Genomic DNA, 17,971 nt, shown 5'->3' with positions numbered 1-17,971 from the left:
TATTAGAATGGCAGTAGATTACGATTCCAAGAAGTATTTGGAAAGTGTTGATGCTTACTGGCGTGCAGCTAACTACCTTTCAGTTGGTACATTGTTCTTAATGGGTGATCCATTATTACGCCAACCATTAAAGGCTGAAGACGTTAAGCCAAAGCCAATTGGTCACTGGGGTACTATTGTTCCTCAAAACTTCATTTACGCACACTTAAACCGTGTAATTAAGAAGTATGACCTTGATATGTTCTACATTGAAGGTTCAGGTCACGGTGGCCAAGTTATGGTTAACAACTCATACTTGGATGGTTCATACACTGAAATTTATCCTGAATACACACAAGACACTAAGGGAATGGCTAAGTTATTCAAGCACTTCTCATTCCCAGGCGGTACTGCATCTCACGCCGCACCTGAAACTCCAGGTTCAATCCACGAAGGTGGGGAACTTGGTTACTCACTTTCACACGGTGTAGGTGCTATCTTAGATAACCCTGATGTTATCGCCGCTGTTGAAATTGGTGATGGTGAAGCTGAAACTGGTCCATTAATGGCATCATGGTTCTCAGATAAGTTCATCAACCCAATCAAGGATGGTGCGGTATTACCAATCATCCAAGTTAACGGATTCAAGATTTCTAACCCTACTATTCTTTCACGGATGAGTGACGAAGAACTTACTAAGTACTTCGAAGGTATGGGCTGGAAGCCATACTTCGTGTCAGCTTACAAAGAAGCTGACCGTGATGGCGAATTCGATGGTTACAAGCCACACATGGAAGTTCACGAACAAATGGCTAAGACTATGGATAAGGCTATTGAAGAAATCAAGGCTATCCAAAAGAACGCTCGTGAAAACAACGATGATTCATTACCACAATGGCCATTAATCATCTTCCGTGCACCTAAGGGTTGGACTGGTCCTACTAAGGATCTTGATGGTAACCCAATCGAAAACTCATTCCGTGCTCACCAAATTCCTATTCCGGTATCACAAGATGACATGGAACACAAGGACATGCTTATTGACTGGATGAAGTCATACAAGCCAGAAGAATTGTTCGACGAAAACGGTCACCCAGTTGCTCTTGTTGAAGAGAACACACCAGAAGGTAACCGTCGTATGGCTATGAACCCTATCACTAATGGTGGTATCGATCCTAAGCCACTTGTATTACCAAACTACCGTGACTTTGCTGTTGACGTTCAAACTCCAGGTTCTGTTGTAAAGCAAGATATGCTTGAATGGGGTAAGTACCTCAGCAAGATGGCTGAATTGAACCCAACTAACTTCCGTGGATTCGGTCCTGACGAATCTAAGTCAAACCGTCTTTACGCATTCCTTGACAACCAAAAGCGTCAATGGATGGAAGGCATTCACGAACCAAACGACGAAAACGTTGCTCCACAAGGTCGGATGATTGATTCTCAATTATCAGAACACCAAGCTGAAGGATTCCTTGAAGGTTACACATTAACTGGTCGTCACGGATTCTTCGCAACTTATGAAGCATTCGGTCGTGTTGTTGATTCAATGCTTACTCAACACATGAAGTGGTTACGTAAGGCTAAGGATCTTTACTGGCGTCGTCAATACCCAGCATTGAACTTTGTTGATACTTCAACTGTATTCCAACAAGACCACAACGGTTACACTCACCAAGATCCAGGTCTATTGACTCACTTATTTGAAAAGGAACGTCCAGACCTTGTTAAGGAATACTTACCTGCTGATACTAACTCACTTATGGCTGTATCAAACAAGGCATTCCGTAACCAAGAATGTATCAACCTCTTTGTAACTTCAAAGCACCCACGTGCACAATGGTTCTCCATTGATGAAGCTACTGAATTAGTTGACAATGGTCTTGGCTACATCAACTGGGCATCTACTGACCAAGGTAGCGAACCAGATGTTGTATTTGCTTCAGCTGGTACTGAACCTACTGAAGAAGCTCTTGCAGCTATTGACATTCTTCATGACAACTTCCCTGAATTGAAGATTCGTTACATCAACATCATTGAAATCATGAAGTTGATGAAGCAAGACAAGAACCCAGAAGGTTTGTCTGACGCAGAATTCAACCGTTACTTCACTACTGACAAGCCAGTTATCTTTGCATGGCACGGATTCCGTGACATGATCCAAGCATTGTTCTTCGATCGTGCAAACCGTAACGTTCACATTCACTCATACGAAGAAAATGGTGATATCACCACTCCATTCGACATGCGTGTATTGAACGAACTTGACCGGTTCCACTTAGCTAAGGACGCTATCCAAAGTGTTCCTGGTTACGAACAAAAGAGTGCTGCATTTGTTGCCAAGATGGACAACATGATTAACAAGCACAACCACTACATCCGTTCAGAAGGTAAGGACTTACCAGAAGTTACTAACTGGACTTGGAAGGGTCTTAAGTAATCAATAATACTGATTGCTAATTAAACACTTAATAAATACAAGAGGTAGGAAAAAGCAGAAGCTTTCTCCTGCCTCTTCTTTTTTATTGTTTTATTTGTAAACGCTATTAAATAAGAATAGAATTTAAATGTAGAGTATTGGTTTGTTCTATAAGAGAATGAAGGTGGAGATCATTAGTAGTAAAAATGTAAGTTCTAAGAAATTATCCTTTATTTCAATTTACTTTTTAGGTATTAACAGTGTTATTGGTTCTGGAGCTTTCCTGTTACCACAAGCTATTTATAAAGATATGAATTTAGCCAGTGTCCTGGTTTTGCTTTGCGCGGCAATTACTGTTAGTATGGTCGCTTTATGCTATGCTGATCTTTCTAGCAGGTTTACTGGTTCAGGAGCAGCATGGCTTTATTCATATAATGCATTTGGTCGCTTTACAGGATATGAATTAGGGATCTTTACGTGGTTTCTTGGCTGTTGTACGCTGTCGGCAGAAGTTGTTGCATTGCTAACAACATTGCGGAGCTTTTTACCGATTTTCGATAATCACTTAGTATACTATGTTTCTGTATTCGGATTGATATTATTATTCTCACTAATTAATTTCTTTGGTCGAACATTAGTAAAAATGGTTGATAACCTTTCTTCGGCCGCTAAGATGATTACGATTATTATATTTATTATTGTTGGTGCATTTTGCATTCACTTTGCTAATTTCTCGCCGGTTATCCCTCACGCTGCAATGACTGGAGCAATGCCATTTGCAAAACATTTTGGAGCAGCATTTAGTGTTGTTTTCTATATGTTTACTGGTTTTTCTTTTATTCCAATTGCGGCTAAGCAAATGACAAATCCGGAAAAGAATATTCCACGGGTATTAATTGCGGTAATGGTAAGCGTAACGATTATGTATTCGCTGATGATGGTAGTTGCCATTGGGATTTTAGGAACTAGCATGGCTAAGTACAGTACACCGATTGCCAATGCCTTTGAAACTGGTGTCGGTCGATGGGGCTACATCTTGGTAATTGCTGGAATGTTAATTAGTATATTTGGTGTTGCTTTTACGGCATCCTTTAATACCCCTTCATTAATTGCATCGTTAGCGAGTGAGCACGCTATGTTGCCAAAGTGGATAGGTAAGCGAAATAAGCACGATGCCCCGTGGGTTGCGATTATTCTTACAGCCGTTGTATCCCTTATATTGGTTACTCAATCTTACTTATTCCTTGTTTCTTGTATTGTGTTGGCATCATTCGTTCAGTATGTACCATCAATTCTAGCAGTGATTAAATTTAAGCATACTAATGAGTTTCCTAATCATGGATTTAAGTTACCTGGAAAATATATTATTCCAGTGCTGGCCTTGTTAATTTCCTGCTACATGGTAACTAATTTTACAATTAAAACAATAACGGTTGGTGTTGTTGTTGCGGTAGTAGCAGCAGTATCTTATTTCTTTATTAAACGTGATGAAGAACATGAAGCACGCCACCAAGAAAAATTAGCTAAACTAAGAATAAAACGTTAAAATTTAAAAACATGATGGATAAGAGGTGATTTAATGGAATTAACGATACAAAGAGATGGCTTGAAGTTATATGGACTTCTTGAAGGAACAACGGCAATCAAAAATGATACTGTGGCAATCTTGATGCATGGATTTAAAGGTAATTTAGGATATGATGATTCTGCAATCCTCTATGCGCTTTCTCACTACTTGAACCAACAGGGAATACCGACATTACGCTTTGATTTTGACGGTGCTGGTAATAGTGACGGCGATTTTGCGGATATGACAGTGTTTAGCGAAATCCTTGATGGGATGAAGATTATTGACTATGCTCATACAACGATGCAGGCGAAGAAAATTTACCTAATCGGTCATTCGCAAGGTGGAGTTGTCGCTTCTATGCTGGCTGGCTATTATCGTGATATTATTACGAAGCTCGTGTTATTAGCACCAGCAGCTACCTTGAAAGATGATGCGTTAAAGGGTGTTTGTCAAGGCAGCCATTATGATCCTAACCACATTCCCAATACGGTTAATGTTAGCGGCTATTCAGTTGGTGGAGGTTATTTTCGGACTGCCCAGCTAATGCCAATTTATGAAACGGCTCAACATTATGGTGGACCGACGCTATTAATCCATGGAGAAGCCGATAATGTTGTTTCACCAGAAGCTTCGCAAAAATATAATGTAATCATGCCTAATAGCGAACTGCATTTAATTCCTGATGAGGGTCATATGTTTAATGGCGCTAAACGACAGGAGATTCTTGAGTTGGTCGCTAACTTCTTAAAACATTAGAATAACTAATAGAAGGTAAAAAGTCTTTATCGTTAAAGAGTTCTGACGGTAAGGGCTTTTTCGTTTTTCAGAGGCTTCTGTCGCCTGGCTATTTCATGGTATAATTTAGCGTCAGATTGTATCAAAAAAAGAAGTAAAGGAATGAGTGATTAACGATGAACTCAATCAAAGCAGCGTGTAAAACCTACTTGGTAATTGGGTCGCTGATTTTTGGAATGTTATTTGGGGCCGGAAATTTAATTTTTCCAGTACATTTAGGACAACTAGCAGGTAGTCAATGGATCTCAGCGACAGGGGGATTCCTACTTTCAGGGGTATTTTTACCGCTATTCGCATTACTTGCCATTAGTATTACGCATGCAAATGGATTGTATGAATTAGCTCTGCCAAACGGGAAGAAATTTGCATTAATCTTTCTTATTTTGGTTCAGATAATCATTGGACCGCTATGTGCAACGCCACGAACGGCAACGGTGCCTTATACTATCGGGATTGCGCCATATTTAAGCAAGGGAATGCAAGGCTGGGGGCTGCTTGCATATACCGGTGCGTTTTTCTTAATTGTGTATTTTTTTGCAATTCGTGAAGGAAAAATCACTGAAATAATTGGGAAAATTTTGAACCCGCTTTTCTTGATAATGCTATTTTTGATTTTCTTATTAGCATTTCTCCATCCTATGGGAAGCACAGCTACGGCTCAACCAACAGCAGGCTATGTTAACCACGCGTTTAGCAATGGTTTTGTTCAAGGTTATAACACGGTTGATGCGTTAGCTGCTTTAGTCTTTGGGGTTACGATCATTACGGCGGTGCGGCAATTAGGTTTTAAGAGTCAACAATCTGTTTCCTTAGCGACAACTAAAGGGGGCCTGATTGGAATTCTTGGAATAGGGGTCTTGTATATTGGATTAATATACTTAGGGACTACTAGCCGCCATCAATTTGCGATTGCTGAAAACGGGGGAACAACCCTTAACCAGATTGCCCATTATTATATGGGAGATTTTGGAAATATTTTACTGCTTACTCTTGCAACGATTACTTGTATGACAACGGCAATGGGGTTAGTAGTTGCCTTTGCGCAAGATTTTCATTACCGTTTTCCTCAGATTTCATATAAAGCTTTCTTACGTGGTAACTGCTTGTTGTCATTTTTAGTAGCTAACATGGGCCTGGATCGAATTGTTTCATGGTCAAAGCCGATTTTGATGTTTCTTTATCCATTAGCAATTGTGCTGATCCTCCTTGGAATTTTTTCACCGCTTTTTAAAGGTGCTAGCTTAATCTATCGGATTACAACGGGGATTACAATGATTCCGGCCTTCTTTGATATGGTAAATGCATTTTCGCCTGCTTTAAGGGACACGTCATTTAGCATGTCACTAATTCATTTTGCAGAACAATATTTGCCGCTATATCATTTAGGATTTAGTTGGTTGATTTTTACTTTTATTGGAATTGTTATTAGCGTTTGTATTTGGTACCCTCAACAGAGGAGTCGTGTATAATATAGGAGTAATGAGGAGGGGAGTAAGATGCAACGACAATATTTAAGTATTGATATTGGAGGAACGGAGATAAAGAGTGCGTTAATTGACCACTCAGGAAATATCTTTGAGAAGAATCATACATTAACTCCTCGCCAAAAAGAGGAATTTTTCACAAAAATCTTTGAGATAATTACCCCTGTTTTAGATAAGGTAACGGCAATTTGTGTCAGTGTTCCTGGAGTTGTTAATTCAGCTACTGGTAAGGTAAAATTCACTGGTGCATTAGGGTTCATGGGAACATTTAATTTTGCTTCCTATATTGAAGCACGGACCCATTGCCCTGTGTATGTTGGGAATGACGCTAACTGTGCAACTCTAGCCGAAATGTGGCTAGGTAACCTTAACGAGGTTCATAACGGTGCTGTAATCACGCTTGGAACTTCTGTTGGTGGTGGAATCGTGATTAATGATCAATTATTGTATGGCCCGCATTTTCAAGCTGGAGAGCTTAGTGCGATGATTATAAATCATGATGTAGCAGACCCCCACTATTCGACTGTTGGCGCTACAACTTCTGCGGTAAAAATGATTGAAACAATAGCTGATGTCTGTGGAATAGCTGATAAAGAAGATGGACGGCGAGTATTTAAGAAGATTAACCCTCACAATCAGGTTGCTTGGTCATTATTTGAAAGTTTCTGCCGACGGGTTGCTATTCTAATCTTAAACCTTCAAACAGTTATGGATTTGGACCGGGTGCTTATTGGTGGGGGAATCAGTGCTCAGCATATTTTAATTGATGAAATAAAAAAACAGTTTAGACTTCTGCAACAAAGTGATTACCGTCTTCGGGATGATGTGACGATGCCGGAGATTATGGCTGCAAAGTTTGGCAATGAAGCTAATTTGTTAGGAGCATTATACGGATTACTATTAACAATTGAATAGTATATGAATGACCTCCAATGGTAGGGTACGCCTAGCCTTGGAGGTCATTTAAATTTATCTATTTACGATACGGGAAATGGGCCATTGATGGTACTTTATCCCATGAAACCGGGAAGCCAGCACCATGAGCGCAAAAAACAGAGTCCGGTGTATTTTCTATGTCTGCTACAGGATCATAGTTACTATTTGCAATTAATTCAGCTGAATTATGACATGGCTGATACCCATCGACAATTAAATCAATTTGACTTTGTCCATGAGTGTAGGCACGCACCTTTTTAGGATAGTCACGCATTGCTGCAACCGGAGCTTTTCCGGTAATTGTTGTCAACTGAGAATCATCAGCTTCATCAAGCGTAAAAGTTCCATGCATTTGCTGGATATCATTTATCGCGCGCCCGACCTGATCTGCTGGAACTTGTAGATGAAATGTATACCATGGTTCAAGTAATTGACATGCGTTTTGTGACTTTAATTCCATAAGCCCTTGCCGAACTGCTCGCCAAGTCGCTTGTCGAAAGTCACCACCAACTGTGTGTTTAATGTGTCCGCGGCCACCAATAAGTGTAATTTTTACATCGGTAAGTGGCGCGCCGATAAGAACGCCACGATGTTCCTTTGCTTTAAGACTAGTTAGAATCTGATGCTGCCAATTACGATCAAGGATATCGAGACTACAATCACTATTAACTGTAATCCCAGAGCCGCGCTTGCCCGGTTCAAGAAATAAGTGGGCTTCCGCATAGTGGCGTAATGGTTCAAAGTGTCCCACTCCTTCAACCGTAGCTGTGATTGTTTCTTGATAGAGGACACTTCCTTCATCGAATTCTACAGCCAGGTGGTAGCGATTTAACAATATTTGCTGAAGAATCTGCAACTGAACCTCGCCCATGATTTGGATATGAATCTCCTGTAGGTGGGAGTACCAGGTAACCTGTAGCTGCGGATCTTCATCTTCTAACTCTTTTAGCGCATTAAGACAAGCGTGGAGGTCAGCATTATCAACCTTAACCGCATAACTTAGTACTGGCTTTATTGCAGGAGTAGGAAGCTGGGGGACGTTTCCCACTCCCATCCCCGGATAAGTGGAAGTAAGCCCGGTAATTGCCCCGACGTCTCCCGCTTCTAAGACCTGACTGGTAATAAATTTGGCACCGTTATATACGCGGATTTGATTAGCCTTTTCCTCGTTAAGCAAAACTTTTTTGGCAGGTAGTTTTCCCCCGAGAACACGAACCCAACTAAGACGATTACCTTTTTCATCATGGGATATCTTGAATATTCGCGCTCCAAACTCTTGTGAAAAGGTCGGTGGAATAGTCCATTTTTCAAAACCGTTTAGGAAATTAATAATACCGTCTAACTTAAGTGCTGAACCTGTATAACAAGGAAAGACTTTTCGTTGCTGAATCAATTGACAAATTGTCAGCTCATCGACTGTCCCGGTATTGAGATAATTTTCTAAGACAGCATCATCTTGCATGGCAACATTTTCTACCACATCGGCAGTTAAATTATCAGTGAAATCAAGGCAGCCTGACGAAAACGCTGCTTGTAGCTGTGCAATAACTTTTGTTGGGTTTGCGCCAACAGTATCGCTTTTATTAATAAAGATAAAGACAGGCACCTGGTAACGCTCTAAAAGCTGCCAGAGAGTACGTGTATATCCTTGAATGCCGTCGCTAGCAGAAACCACTAGAATGGCGTAATCAAGGACCGGCAAAACTTGTTCCGTTTGGCTAGCAAAGTCGACGTGTCCGGGAGTATCTAGCAATGTTAAATTAATATTTTGATACTTTAATTCTGCTTGGTGGGTGAACAAGGTGATACCGCGTTGCTTCTCTAATGCATCGGGGTCGAGGAAAGCATCACCGTTATCTACTCGTCCTAGTTTTCTAATTGCTCCGGTTTCATACATAAGTGCTTCAGTAAGAGTGGTTTTACCAGCGTCAACGTGAGCGACAATCCCGGTTACAATTTTCTTCACAGTGGTCACCTAGTTAGCAGCGTGATCATTTTTGCGCACGACGAGGACGTCATACTTAGCCATTCGACTGACATAGTGTGTTACTGAACCAAGGACAAAGCGTTCGATCCCAGAAACACCAGTTGCACCAAGGACGATTAAATCGGTATTATGGTCAGCAGGGAATTCGTGGGCAATGACACGCTTAGGATTGCCAAAACGAATGTGGACATTAACATCTTTAACACCAGCATCAACGGCTTGCTTTTTTAAGTCATCCAAGCGTTCTTTTGTCATTTTAACGATATTATATGTTTCTTCGTTACTAAGGGCAGCGTTACTGTATCCATCGGTTAATTGAGTAACCTGAACAATTCGTAAAATATCAAGGCTTGCTTGGTTACGTAAGGCTGAATCGATGGCGCTTTCTAAAACGTTGCTTGTGACTTTTGAGCCATCAACAGCGACAAGAATATGCTTGTATTGGTAATTGTCTGTCATAAATAGACACCTCCGAAAGTTTATACCTTTATTATAAAGGGTTTTTATAATAAAAAGCTGAAAAAAGGAAAGGATTTTTTACTTTGTTAACAAAACGTTGCAAACGCTTACCAAAAGACGTAAACTACACTTGAATGACTAAATGACAAAATTATATTTTTAGTCTATTATTGTTGATGTTTTCACAAGAGGAGTGCTTATTATGCGTTACGTTTCGATGACTTCCCATAATATTGGGATGAACTTAGCTACTGAACAGTATTTGATGAACAATAAGGATTTTGGGAAAGAACCGTTAGTGCTATTTTATTATGAAGAGCCATGTATCATTGTCGGCCGAAACCAAAACACCCTTGAAGAGATAAACCATGACTATGTTAAAGAACATAATATCCGTGTAACTCGCCGGTTATCCGGTGGTGGAGCCGTTTACCAAGATTTGGGTAACCTTTGTTTTAGTTTTGTGGTACCAAGCGACAGTGAAGAATTTGGTGATTTCAAATCATTTACGCAACCGATTGTTGACGTTCTCCACCAAATGGGAGCCACGAGTGCAGAAGTTAGTGGCCGTAACGATATTTTGGTTGATGGCAAAAAGTTTTCTGGCAATGCGATGTATTCTCGTAATGGCAAGACGTTCTCTCACGGGACTTTAATGCTTGACGTGGATCTTAGCGTGGTTGCTGATGCGCTTCATGTTGCAAAAGATAAGATTGCTTCCAAAGGGATAAAGTCGGTTCGTTCGCGGGTTACCAATTTACGACCATATTTAGATGAAAAATACCAAAATATTGATGTTCCGACATTTAGGGATGAATTGTTAAAAGGCCTTTTTCATGTTGATAATCTCGATGAAATAAAGGATAAGCAGTATACAGTTACTCCAGAAGATCAAAAAGAGATCGATAAGATTTATGAGCAATACTACAATAATTGGGATTGGGTCTATGGAAAGTCACCAGAATTCACCATTAAGCGACGTAAACACTTTGACATGGGAACGATTGACGCTAGATTCGATGTTGAAAATGGTGTAATTAAGAATGTTAAATTTTATGGAGACTTTTTCGGCCCACAAGATATTAATAAGCTAGCAGAAAAGCTTCAAGGGGTTAAGTATGATCATGATGCAATTGCAAAGGTACTTGAAGAAGAAGGAACCCAACAATATATCACGGGAATTCCAACTGCTGAAGTAGCAGATTTGCTTGCATAATTGAGCTTTTTAACTGAATTTAGTAAAATGAGGAGTGTAATTAAATTGCATTCCTTTTTTTCGTGGGTAAAAGATGCAAGATGTTCGGAAAAAGAGGTTGGAAAGGCAAAATTTCTAATCTTAAAAAGAAAGTTGGCAAAGATAGTGAAAAATAATGAAAAAGTTGTTATTGTAACATCAGTAGCAGCAGTAATTGCATTAGTTTTAGATGCTTTTATGTTTGTTCAACATGGTCATTCGTTGACCTCGTCATCTGTATGGCCACGTTTGCTGCTCTTTATTATTTTGGCGGTTGTGGTTAATGGATTGTCGTTTCTAAAAATGCGATTTTGCGGATATGCGACAATTTTAGTAAATCTTTATTTTGCAATTGCCAGTTTAGCGGCTTTTCAAATGGTAAGTCCGCGTGAGAGCGCTTATGGCTTATTTATTCAAGCGCTTAGTATTGTGGGAATCTTAGTGGGGGCTGCAGGCATTTATTATGGTGCAAAACAGCGGACAGACTACACAAAAGCCAAATTTGAAAAGATGAAGGAGCAAATGAAAAAATGAAGATGTCAGTAACTGATTATTTGTCACAATTGACGAGCGATCAGGTTGTGACAGAACATGTTGAAAAAACAGCTGCCCAATCACAGCAAAAGACAGTATTAACAACTGCCGTAAAATTTATGATTGAGCAGCTTGATACTGGACACCTCGGTCAATATCAAATGACGATTAAAATGAAAAAGGGTGAGCCAGTAAGTTTTCGCTTAGAAACAAACCTCATTAATGTACCAATGGACGAGGCAGAGCGCTTAGACGTTAAGCTGCTAGATAAAGAAATTGAATATCCGGTTAATCTCTACTTAGTAATGGAAAGCGAAGATGTTAATAAGTCAGGATTACGGATTGATGAATTAGCAAACGAAACTGATCAGGGCGGCAAAGTAGCTGATTTAGTTACAAAGGCTCAGGAATGGGTAGCCGAACACCTAGCAGATGTAATGGAAGCAAGAGCGTAAAACTTGCATCATTCGGTGTAGTATGTTAGATTATAGTTTGCGATGAGTCGAGAGGTCTGGTAGCGACCCTAAGAGCTACCATTGACATTTTGACAGTGGGACGCATTAACTCACCGGATTGTGAGGCGTCTGGTTATTTTACGAAGTGGACATCGTAATTAGCCTGAGATAGTATCAATACACCAAAAGAGCGTTATGGCATTTAAGTCATGACGCTCTTTTATTTTTTTAATTTGTAATAAATTAAGATGATGAATGGGAGAATAGTAATAATAAAGGTTACACTGAACATAATTAAATTATTAACTGTAAAGTGATTGATATTTGCATAGATATAGTAGCAGGGAAAAAGCTTTTGAATTACGGTGAAAAATTTTGCAAAGCCGTTGGTTATATAAAAAGAGTTCCACGGTATTATGAAAAACATAAGAATAAACATGATCGGTGTCCCGCCTGCATCAACAGTAGGTGCGTCAAAGACTATCCCAATAGTGAAGCCAATTATGCTTAAATAAATTCCAAGAATATTAATAAGAAGAATACTGAGCAGATTAATACTTGTAAACGTAACAGAGCGGAGACCGACTGCGAGCGAAATAATAATTGCGGTAATTAGGAAATTAACAATTAGTTGGCTGACTAGCTGAGTGAGCATGTATCGCCAAATTGAATAGTGGCTAATATGGGATTGTAAAAGATAGAATTGTTTGCCACCGCTAATTCGTTTGCTAAAGGTAACGATAGAATTTCCAATAATCCCCATTAGGAGAGCGAGCAATAATAAACCGATCTGATATTTCCCATTATGTGGGACCGCTGGAGCAATGACTTTAATCATAAAGAGGTACCAAATCCCTGGTAGTAAAATAGTAAATAGTATAAAACGACGGTTACGTAAAACTTGTTTTAATTGAATTGTTGTAATACTCATATGAAGGCTCCTATTGGTTAACTTGCCGATACCATTGTTCAATGCTTTGATTATGCTGATGAATCTCTTTGACAGATACATCGTAACTTATTTGTCCATCTTTAAGTAATAATACTCGGGAAAAGAATTTATCAATTTGGTTGAAATCGTGGGTGATAACCATAATGCTTCCCGTAACTTGATCAATAAACTGCCAAAAGTAATCAATTGATTCTAAGTCCATCCCGACAGTCGGTTCATCTAAAATTAATAGTTTTGATTGACGGAGGGTACTAACAATAAGAGAAAGACGCCGCTTTTGCCCGCCTGAGAGTTTAGCAACAAGGGTATTCTGCTGGGATTTTAAATTGAACTGTTCAAGGAGGCGGTTAATTCTTTCTGAATTATTTACCTTACTAATCTGGGCGGCTAAAGTAATCTGTTCTTTAACCTTTAATGCAGGAATCAATAAATCGTTTTGCGGCATAATGTTGAGGAAATCCTTCTTGTTAATTTGCCACTCAACAGTGCCATTAGTTGGCGTAAGTGCACCTTCAATAATTTTGACTAAAGTTGTTTTACCGGCACCATTGCTTCCGAGCAGTGCGATTCGTTCATTATTAAAAATGCTAAGATTGATGTCTTTAAGGACAGGAGTATTAAAGGTCATCGCAATGTGATTGAGTTGTAAAATGAGGTTATTGTGATCTGGAATTCCTAAAATTAGGTGATCTAAAGATACTTTGAAAATTTTGGCTAATAAAATAAGCTTATCGATACTAGGATCGGCATCACCGTTTTCCCATTTAGAAACTGCTTGCCGGGATACATAGAGCCGTCTAGCTAGTTCTGTTTGTGATAATTGTTTTTCAGTACGTAGCTTGAGTAATTGCTGAGGAAATATATCTTGCATCGTGAAACTCCTTTGTAAAAATCTATATTTAGAATTTAATTGCTGATTCTAAAAAGGTCAATAGAATGCCTAGCAAATAGCGGATGCATAACTTGCTACTATTAGTTGCAGGAATATTTCCTGGGAAATAAAAAAGTCCAAAGCGAAATAATAACGTTTTGGACTGGTTTTATGATTTTAATAATTACGCATCCCTGTATAGCGGCGACTAAGGATCACGACAAGAGCTGTGGCAAGAAGCCCGTAAAGAGCACCAACGTACCCTAAATTACTCATAGCCGTAAATGTAACAGCCTGAGAAGCCGTAAATGAACCTAGGGAAATACCAATGTTAGCAAAAATTGAGTTTAGCGAGGAAGCAAGGTCAAGTGATTGCGGGTATTGTTTTTCAGCAATGTTAAGAAACATTAACTGGGTAGAAGAACCATAACAGGAAAAAGCAACACAAAGAATGGCGACAATGATGATCGCACCCCACTTGAATGGCAGGGCAGGGCCAAAGATAAGGAATAAAATAGTCATGGCTGCATATATCCCGCTAAGACGGTGAATACCTCCGCGATCAGCAAGGTAGCCACCAAATTTATTGCCAATGATGAAGAAAATACCCATTCCAAATAAGAGCCAGTTTAACCAAGTATTATCGAATCCCATCTCGTTAGTGATCAATGGCCGAATATAAGTATAGACAGTATAATCGGCTGCGCAAACAGCGACAATAAAGCAGACACCAAGAATAATCCGCGAATCCTTAAAGAGGACGAATTGTTTGCTAAGCGTACTCTTAAATTGCGGCGTATCACGGGGAACTAACCAGATTAAAGCAATAAAGACAATAATCGTGATCCCTGAAATCATCCAAAAACTATCGTGCCAAGTAAGGGTGGTGCTGATAACAGTCCCGATAGGAATCCCAATAACCGAGGCAATGCTAAAACCGGCGAAAACCCAGGAGACTAAACTTGCTCTTTTATCACGTGGGGCAACATAACTAGCCATTACGAGAACCATTGAAATGATCGCCCCGGCAACACTAGCAGTTAGAATTCGTGAAAGCAGCATGGAAATGAAATTGGGGGCCATTGCTGTCCACGTGTTACCAATAAAAAAGATAACCATGAGGACTAACAAAACGTGGTGTCGTCGCCAACGATTCGCCATTGAAGTAATAATCGGGGTGAAAATGGCATAGACTAAGGCAAATACGGTGACAAGCAACCCTAACCTACCAAGAGAATCATGGTATTCATGGGCAATGTCAGGCAAGACACCAACAATCATGTATTCATTACATCCAAGCATAAATGCAACAAATACAAAAATAATAGCTTGTAAGCGATATTTCATAAAACGTAACCCTCCCTAATAAATCTCAAACTCACCATACTGTAGCAAATTTCTCTGCTTATTTCTAGAGCATAAACCTTTTAACTTGCTAAAAATGGCAGCTTTAGCGAGAATGTAGGTAGCAGGTTATTTTATTAAGGGGTGTAAAGGATGCTTCAGGAAGTTCATACTATTTTTCAAACATTTGGTGCGAGTGTAGTAGTTCCGCTAATAATATTTATTATCGCATTATTACTACGAGTAAAACCGAAAACGGCAATGATGAGTGCTTTTTATGCCGGAGTTGGGCTAACTGGATTTACCTGGGTGATCACCGAGTTTACGCCAGTTATTACTAAAGTTGTTCGACAAATGGTAAATAATACTGGGATTAAGTTGCCAGTTGTTGATATTGGTTGGGAAGCTGGTTCATTAGCAGCTTTTGGATCGCCAGTCGGTTTATCGTTTTTTGTTTTTGGCTTACTAGTAGAATTAATTTTATTTGCAGTTGGAGTGACAAAAGTATTTCTTCCTTCTAATATTTGGAATAATTTTGGTTATATGATTTGGGGAACATTAGCTTTTTACGCTACTCATAATTATTGGCTATCATTAGGACTTGAATTTTTCATGCTGCTATATTCTTTAGTATTAGCTGAAATTCAAGCTGATCGCTGGTCTGATTACTATGGAATTGAGAATACGACTGTCGATGCCCTTCATAATATTGAACAGGTTGTGCCTGCCATCTTGCTTGACCCGCTCTGGAATTTACTTGGATTTAATAAAATCAAGATGACACCAAAGGATTTTAAGAAGAAACTCGGTGTTTTTGGCGAGCCAATTACAATGGGGATAATCTTAGGCCTAATTTTGGGAATCCTCGGCAATTTGTCGTCACTTACAACAATGAAAGCTTGGGGACAAATTACAAGCGTTGCAGTGCAACTAGCGGCCGTTATGACAATTTTCCCACTAATTACTAAAGTCTTTGCACAGGCATTTACTCCTTTATCTGCGGCAATTGATGAACAGCAAAAGAAGAAGACGCATGGTAAGCAGAATAACCGTTATGATAAAAAACGATGGTTCTTGGCAGTTGACGACGGGGTTGGCTACGGTGAATCTGCAACTTTAATTTCTGGGATTATTCTTATTCCAATTATGGTTTTAATGGCATTTATTCTCCCAGGAAACAAAACATTACCTGTCGTTGATTTGATTGCGATCCCTTACATGGTTGAGTCCATTGTCGCTATCACACGGGGAAATATTCTTAAAGTTGTCGCTACAGGGGTTGTGTGGTTTAGTCTTGGACTATATGCTGCTAGTTGGCTAGGGCCGATTTATACTGGAGCAGTTGCCCATTATGGTGTTGCTATTCCAACAGGAGTCGTGATGGTAACAAGTTTTAACTTAGTTGCACGACCGCTAAACGTTTTGGTATTTGCTGCCTTCATTTCAGAAAACCCGCTGTGGATTACATTAGCGATTATTATTTATCTTGTTCTATTATTTGGGTTACGCAAGTATCGTCCGCAAATTTGGCGGTACCTTAATAAGATGGCTGCAAAGAACGCTTAGTTGTAATGGGACTTTACGTATGGGTACTAATAAAAACGTTATAAAGCCAGCATAATAAAAAAGGATTCTTTTTAAGAATCCTTTTTTATTATGGAAAAACTTATTTAGCTAGGTAAATCTGTTCATCAATCAAATCAAATGAATGTAAATTAGCATTGACCTTACTAAGTGCATCATCTTGGCTAAGGTGTGCTTCTTGCCAGAATTTCTTGGAATTAGTTGCGCCATTTTCTTCACCAATAACGAGCAATTTAACTTCGGGGTACTCTGAGCGGAGCAATTGTAAAACATCCCAGTCAGTCTCGCCTTTATCAGGGGCCCATGACATAATGACATACTCAATATCATTACCGTACTTTTTGATTGCAGCTAACGCATCTAATTTTTCAATTGTGGTAACGGGGTGTTTGCCAGTCTCGTTTTCTTTAATCCATGCTTGATTATCTGTGGTATATATCTTTTGATTTGCATCATTATTACGTAATCCTTTCGAAATATAACCATTGCCGGCCATAATTTCGAGTGTGGGCGCACCTGCTAAATAGTCAGAAAGTGCTTTTGCAAATGGGGCATTAACATATGACCACATTCCGTATGTTTCTTCAAGGTAATCACGGTAATTGCGTAATGCTTTATCTAATTTTGGTAATGCTTCACTGTACTTATTCCAGAGTTTATCCCCACGTGGATCTCCTTGTGGAAACTGACCATTAACTTGTTGGAAGATCGTATCTTGAATATTATCCGGTAATAGCAATTGTGGTAATGGCTGAGGAAGAAGCCCGTTTTTTAATAAGCGGTCACTTTCTAATACATTGTTAATTAGGTATTTAATGGGCGGAAAGCTGTCAAAAAGGTCACGGTAAGTTGTTAGTTCTTCGATGTATGCTGATTCGTTAACAACTTGGTGGGCCTTTTTTACTCTTTTCTTTAATTGTTTTAATTTTTTAGGATTCATTAGCTACTCCTTATTTAAGTTTTAAGTCTAATTGCTCCTGTTTACCATAGAAGGTATCTGTATCGCGACGATTGTGCCGTCCTTTTAGGTAGCCGTCAATTAATTGAAAAATCTCATAGCGGTCATCACTTGAAAGAATTGTCTGATTGAATGAAAGATTTTTGCTTGAAAAGAATAGTTTTGCCAAATCAAAATCATCACGATCAGTTTTTCCAGTAAGATAGTCAAGACTAACATCGAAAAATTCGGCTAATTTTCTTGCTTCAACATATGATGGTGTCCGAATACCGCGTTCCCAGTTACCAATCTGTGAAGCAGTATTAGGCTTTTCGTTTGGACCAAGATTTTCATTGAGATGGGTAGCAAGTTCTTTGAGGGTAATCTTTTGACCCTTCCGTAGTGCTCGTAGGCGTTCTGGAAACATTATT

Annotated in this window: 16 protein-coding genes; 9 read left to right on the top strand and 7 right to left on the bottom strand. The window is 39.3% G+C overall.

Annotated features, from left to right (window positions below):
• Positions 1-7 precede the first annotated feature (7 nt).
• The 5 genes from H5S41_RS03675 (at position 8) to H5S41_RS03655 (ending at position 7,162) form a co-directional block, all read left to right on the top strand.
• Positions 8-2,419 (top strand): phosphoketolase family protein, encoded by a 2,412-nt coding sequence (locus H5S41_RS03675; protein ID WP_182598083.1) that lies wholly within the window; start codon positions 8-10, stop codon positions 2,417-2,419.
• 163 nt (positions 2,420-2,582) lie between these two features.
• The gene (locus H5S41_RS03670; RefSeq protein WP_182598176.1) at positions 2,583-3,944 is read left to right on the top strand and encodes an APC family permease; all 1,362 of its coding nucleotides are present in this window, start codon (positions 2,583-2,585) and stop codon (positions 3,942-3,944) included.
• Positions 3,945-3,977: 33 nt separating this feature from the next.
• Positions 3,978-4,724: an alpha/beta hydrolase gene (locus H5S41_RS03665; protein ID WP_182602381.1), complete on the top strand. Its 747-nt coding sequence runs from the start codon at positions 3,978-3,980 to the stop codon at positions 4,722-4,724.
• Positions 4,725-4,879: 155 nt separating this feature from the next.
• On the top strand, positions 4,880-6,232 hold the full coding sequence (gene brnQ / locus H5S41_RS03660; protein ID WP_182602380.1) for a branched-chain amino acid transport system II carrier protein: 1,353 nt from the start codon (positions 4,880-4,882) through the stop codon (positions 6,230-6,232).
• A 27-nt stretch (positions 6,233-6,259) separates the two neighbouring features.
• Positions 6,260-7,162 carry an ROK family protein gene (locus H5S41_RS03655; RefSeq protein WP_182602379.1) on the top strand — a complete coding sequence of 301 codons (903 nt, stop codon included), beginning with the start codon at positions 6,260-6,262 and terminating at the stop codon, positions 7,160-7,162.
• A 58-nt stretch (positions 7,163-7,220) separates the two neighbouring features.
• On the opposite strand, the gene H5S41_RS03650 is transcribed toward H5S41_RS03655, so the two are convergent.
• Both H5S41_RS03650 and H5S41_RS03645 read right to left on the bottom strand, forming a co-directional pair.
• A complete protein-coding gene (locus H5S41_RS03650) occupies positions 7,221-9,149 on the bottom strand; it encodes an elongation factor G (RefSeq protein WP_182602378.1) in 1,929 nt (642 codons plus the stop codon).
• 9 nt (positions 9,150-9,158) lie between these two features.
• Positions 9,159-9,629, bottom strand: a complete 471-nt coding sequence (locus H5S41_RS03645; protein WP_182602377.1) for a universal stress protein — start codon at positions 9,627-9,629, stop codon at positions 9,159-9,161.
• Positions 9,630-9,831: 202 nt separating this feature from the next.
• Between H5S41_RS03645 and lplA the strand changes: the two genes are divergently transcribed.
• From lplA to H5S41_RS03630, 3 genes are all read left to right on the top strand, one after another.
• On the top strand, positions 9,832-10,845 hold the full coding sequence (gene lplA, locus H5S41_RS03640; protein ID WP_182602376.1) for a lipoate--protein ligase: 1,014 nt from the start codon (positions 9,832-9,834) through the stop codon (positions 10,843-10,845).
• Between the two features lie 144 nt (positions 10,846-10,989).
• Entirely contained in the window at positions 10,990-11,397 is a 408-nt protein-coding gene (locus H5S41_RS03635) for a hypothetical protein (protein ID WP_182602375.1), read from the top strand.
• Positions 11,394-11,852: a hypothetical protein gene (locus tag H5S41_RS03630; RefSeq protein ID WP_182602374.1), complete on the top strand. Its 459-nt coding sequence runs from the start codon at positions 11,394-11,396 to the stop codon at positions 11,850-11,852. Before H5S41_RS03635 ends, H5S41_RS03630 begins: the two co-directional genes overlap by 4 nt.
• Before the next feature lie 220 nt (positions 11,853-12,072).
• On the opposite strand, the gene H5S41_RS03625 is transcribed toward H5S41_RS03630, so the two are convergent.
• The 3 genes from H5S41_RS03625 to H5S41_RS03615 all read right to left on the bottom strand — a co-directional run bounded on the left by H5S41_RS03625 (position 12,073) and on the right by H5S41_RS03615 (position 15,022).
• A complete protein-coding gene (locus H5S41_RS03625) occupies positions 12,073-12,783 on the bottom strand; it encodes a lantibiotic ABC transporter permease (RefSeq protein WP_182602373.1) in 711 nt (236 codons plus the stop codon).
• Positions 12,784-12,793: 10 nt separating this feature from the next.
• On the bottom strand, positions 12,794-13,675 hold the full coding sequence (locus H5S41_RS03620; protein WP_182602372.1) for an XRE family transcriptional regulator: 882 nt from the start codon (positions 13,673-13,675) through the stop codon (positions 12,794-12,796).
• A gap of 177 nt (positions 13,676-13,852) precedes the next feature.
• Positions 13,853-15,022: an MFS transporter gene (locus H5S41_RS03615; RefSeq protein ID WP_182602371.1), complete on the bottom strand. Its 1,170-nt coding sequence runs from the start codon at positions 15,020-15,022 to the stop codon at positions 13,853-13,855.
• Positions 15,023-15,172: 150 nt separating this feature from the next.
• On the opposite strand from H5S41_RS03615, the gene H5S41_RS03610 reads away from it, so the two are divergent.
• Positions 15,173-16,585, top strand: coding sequence for a PTS galactitol transporter subunit IIC (locus H5S41_RS03610; RefSeq protein ID WP_182602370.1), 1,413 nt, complete (start codon positions 15,173-15,175; stop codon positions 16,583-16,585).
• A gap of 100 nt (positions 16,586-16,685) precedes the next feature.
• Here the strand turns inward: H5S41_RS03610 and H5S41_RS03605 are convergent, their stop codons facing one another.
• The gene (locus tag H5S41_RS03605) at positions 16,686-17,543 is read right to left on the bottom strand and encodes an SAM-dependent methyltransferase (protein ID WP_182602369.1); all 858 of its coding nucleotides are present in this window, start codon (positions 17,541-17,543) and stop codon (positions 16,686-16,688) included.
• Between the two features lie 10 nt (positions 17,544-17,553).
• On the bottom strand, positions 17,554-17,967 hold the full coding sequence (locus H5S41_RS03600; protein ID WP_163704514.1) for a helix-turn-helix domain-containing protein: 414 nt from the start codon (positions 17,965-17,967) through the stop codon (positions 17,554-17,556).
• Positions 17,968-17,971 lie beyond the last annotated feature (4 nt).

The sequence above is a fragment of the Limosilactobacillus albertensis genome, assembly GCF_014145555.1.
Classification (GTDB): Bacteria; Bacillota; Bacilli; order Lactobacillales; family Lactobacillaceae; genus Limosilactobacillus; species Limosilactobacillus albertensis.
This window is presented reverse-complemented; position numbering and strand designations above follow the sequence as displayed.

Coding starts and splice junctions, on each gene's coding strand:
- H5S41_RS03675 (WP_182598083.1), top strand. CDS start 8: ATGGCAGTAGATTACGATTCCAAGAAGTATTTGGAAAGTGTTGATGCT.
- H5S41_RS03665 (WP_182602381.1), top strand. CDS start 3,978: ATGGAATTAACGATACAAAGAGATGGCTTGAAGTTATATGGACTTCTT.
- brnQ (WP_182602380.1), top strand. CDS start 4,880: ATGAACTCAATCAAAGCAGCGTGTAAAACCTACTTGGTAATTGGGTCG.
- H5S41_RS03655 (WP_182602379.1), top strand. CDS start 6,260: ATGCAACGACAATATTTAAGTATTGATATTGGAGGAACGGAGATAAAG.
- H5S41_RS03645 (WP_182602377.1), bottom strand. CDS start 9,629: ATGACAGACAATTACCAATACAAGCATATTCTTGTCGCTGTTGATGGC.
- lplA (WP_182602376.1), top strand. CDS start 9,832: ATGCGTTACGTTTCGATGACTTCCCATAATATTGGGATGAACTTAGCT.
- H5S41_RS03630 (WP_182602374.1), top strand. CDS start 11,394: ATGAAGATGTCAGTAACTGATTATTTGTCACAATTGACGAGCGATCAG.
- H5S41_RS03625 (WP_182602373.1), bottom strand. CDS start 12,783: ATGAGTATTACAACAATTCAATTAAAACAAGTTTTACGTAACCGTCGT.
- H5S41_RS03620 (WP_182602372.1), bottom strand. CDS start 13,675: ATGCAAGATATATTTCCTCAGCAATTACTCAAGCTACGTACTGAAAAA.
- H5S41_RS03615 (WP_182602371.1), bottom strand. CDS start 15,022: ATGAAATATCGCTTACAAGCTATTATTTTTGTATTTGTTGCATTTATG.
- H5S41_RS03610 (WP_182602370.1), top strand. CDS start 15,173: ATGCTTCAGGAAGTTCATACTATTTTTCAAACATTTGGTGCGAGTGTA.
- H5S41_RS03605 (WP_182602369.1), bottom strand. CDS start 17,543: ATGAATCCTAAAAAATTAAAACAATTAAAGAAAAGAGTAAAAAAGGCC.
- H5S41_RS03600 (WP_163704514.1), bottom strand. CDS start 17,967: ATGTTTCCAGAACGCCTACGAGCACTACGGAAGGGTCAAAAGATTACC.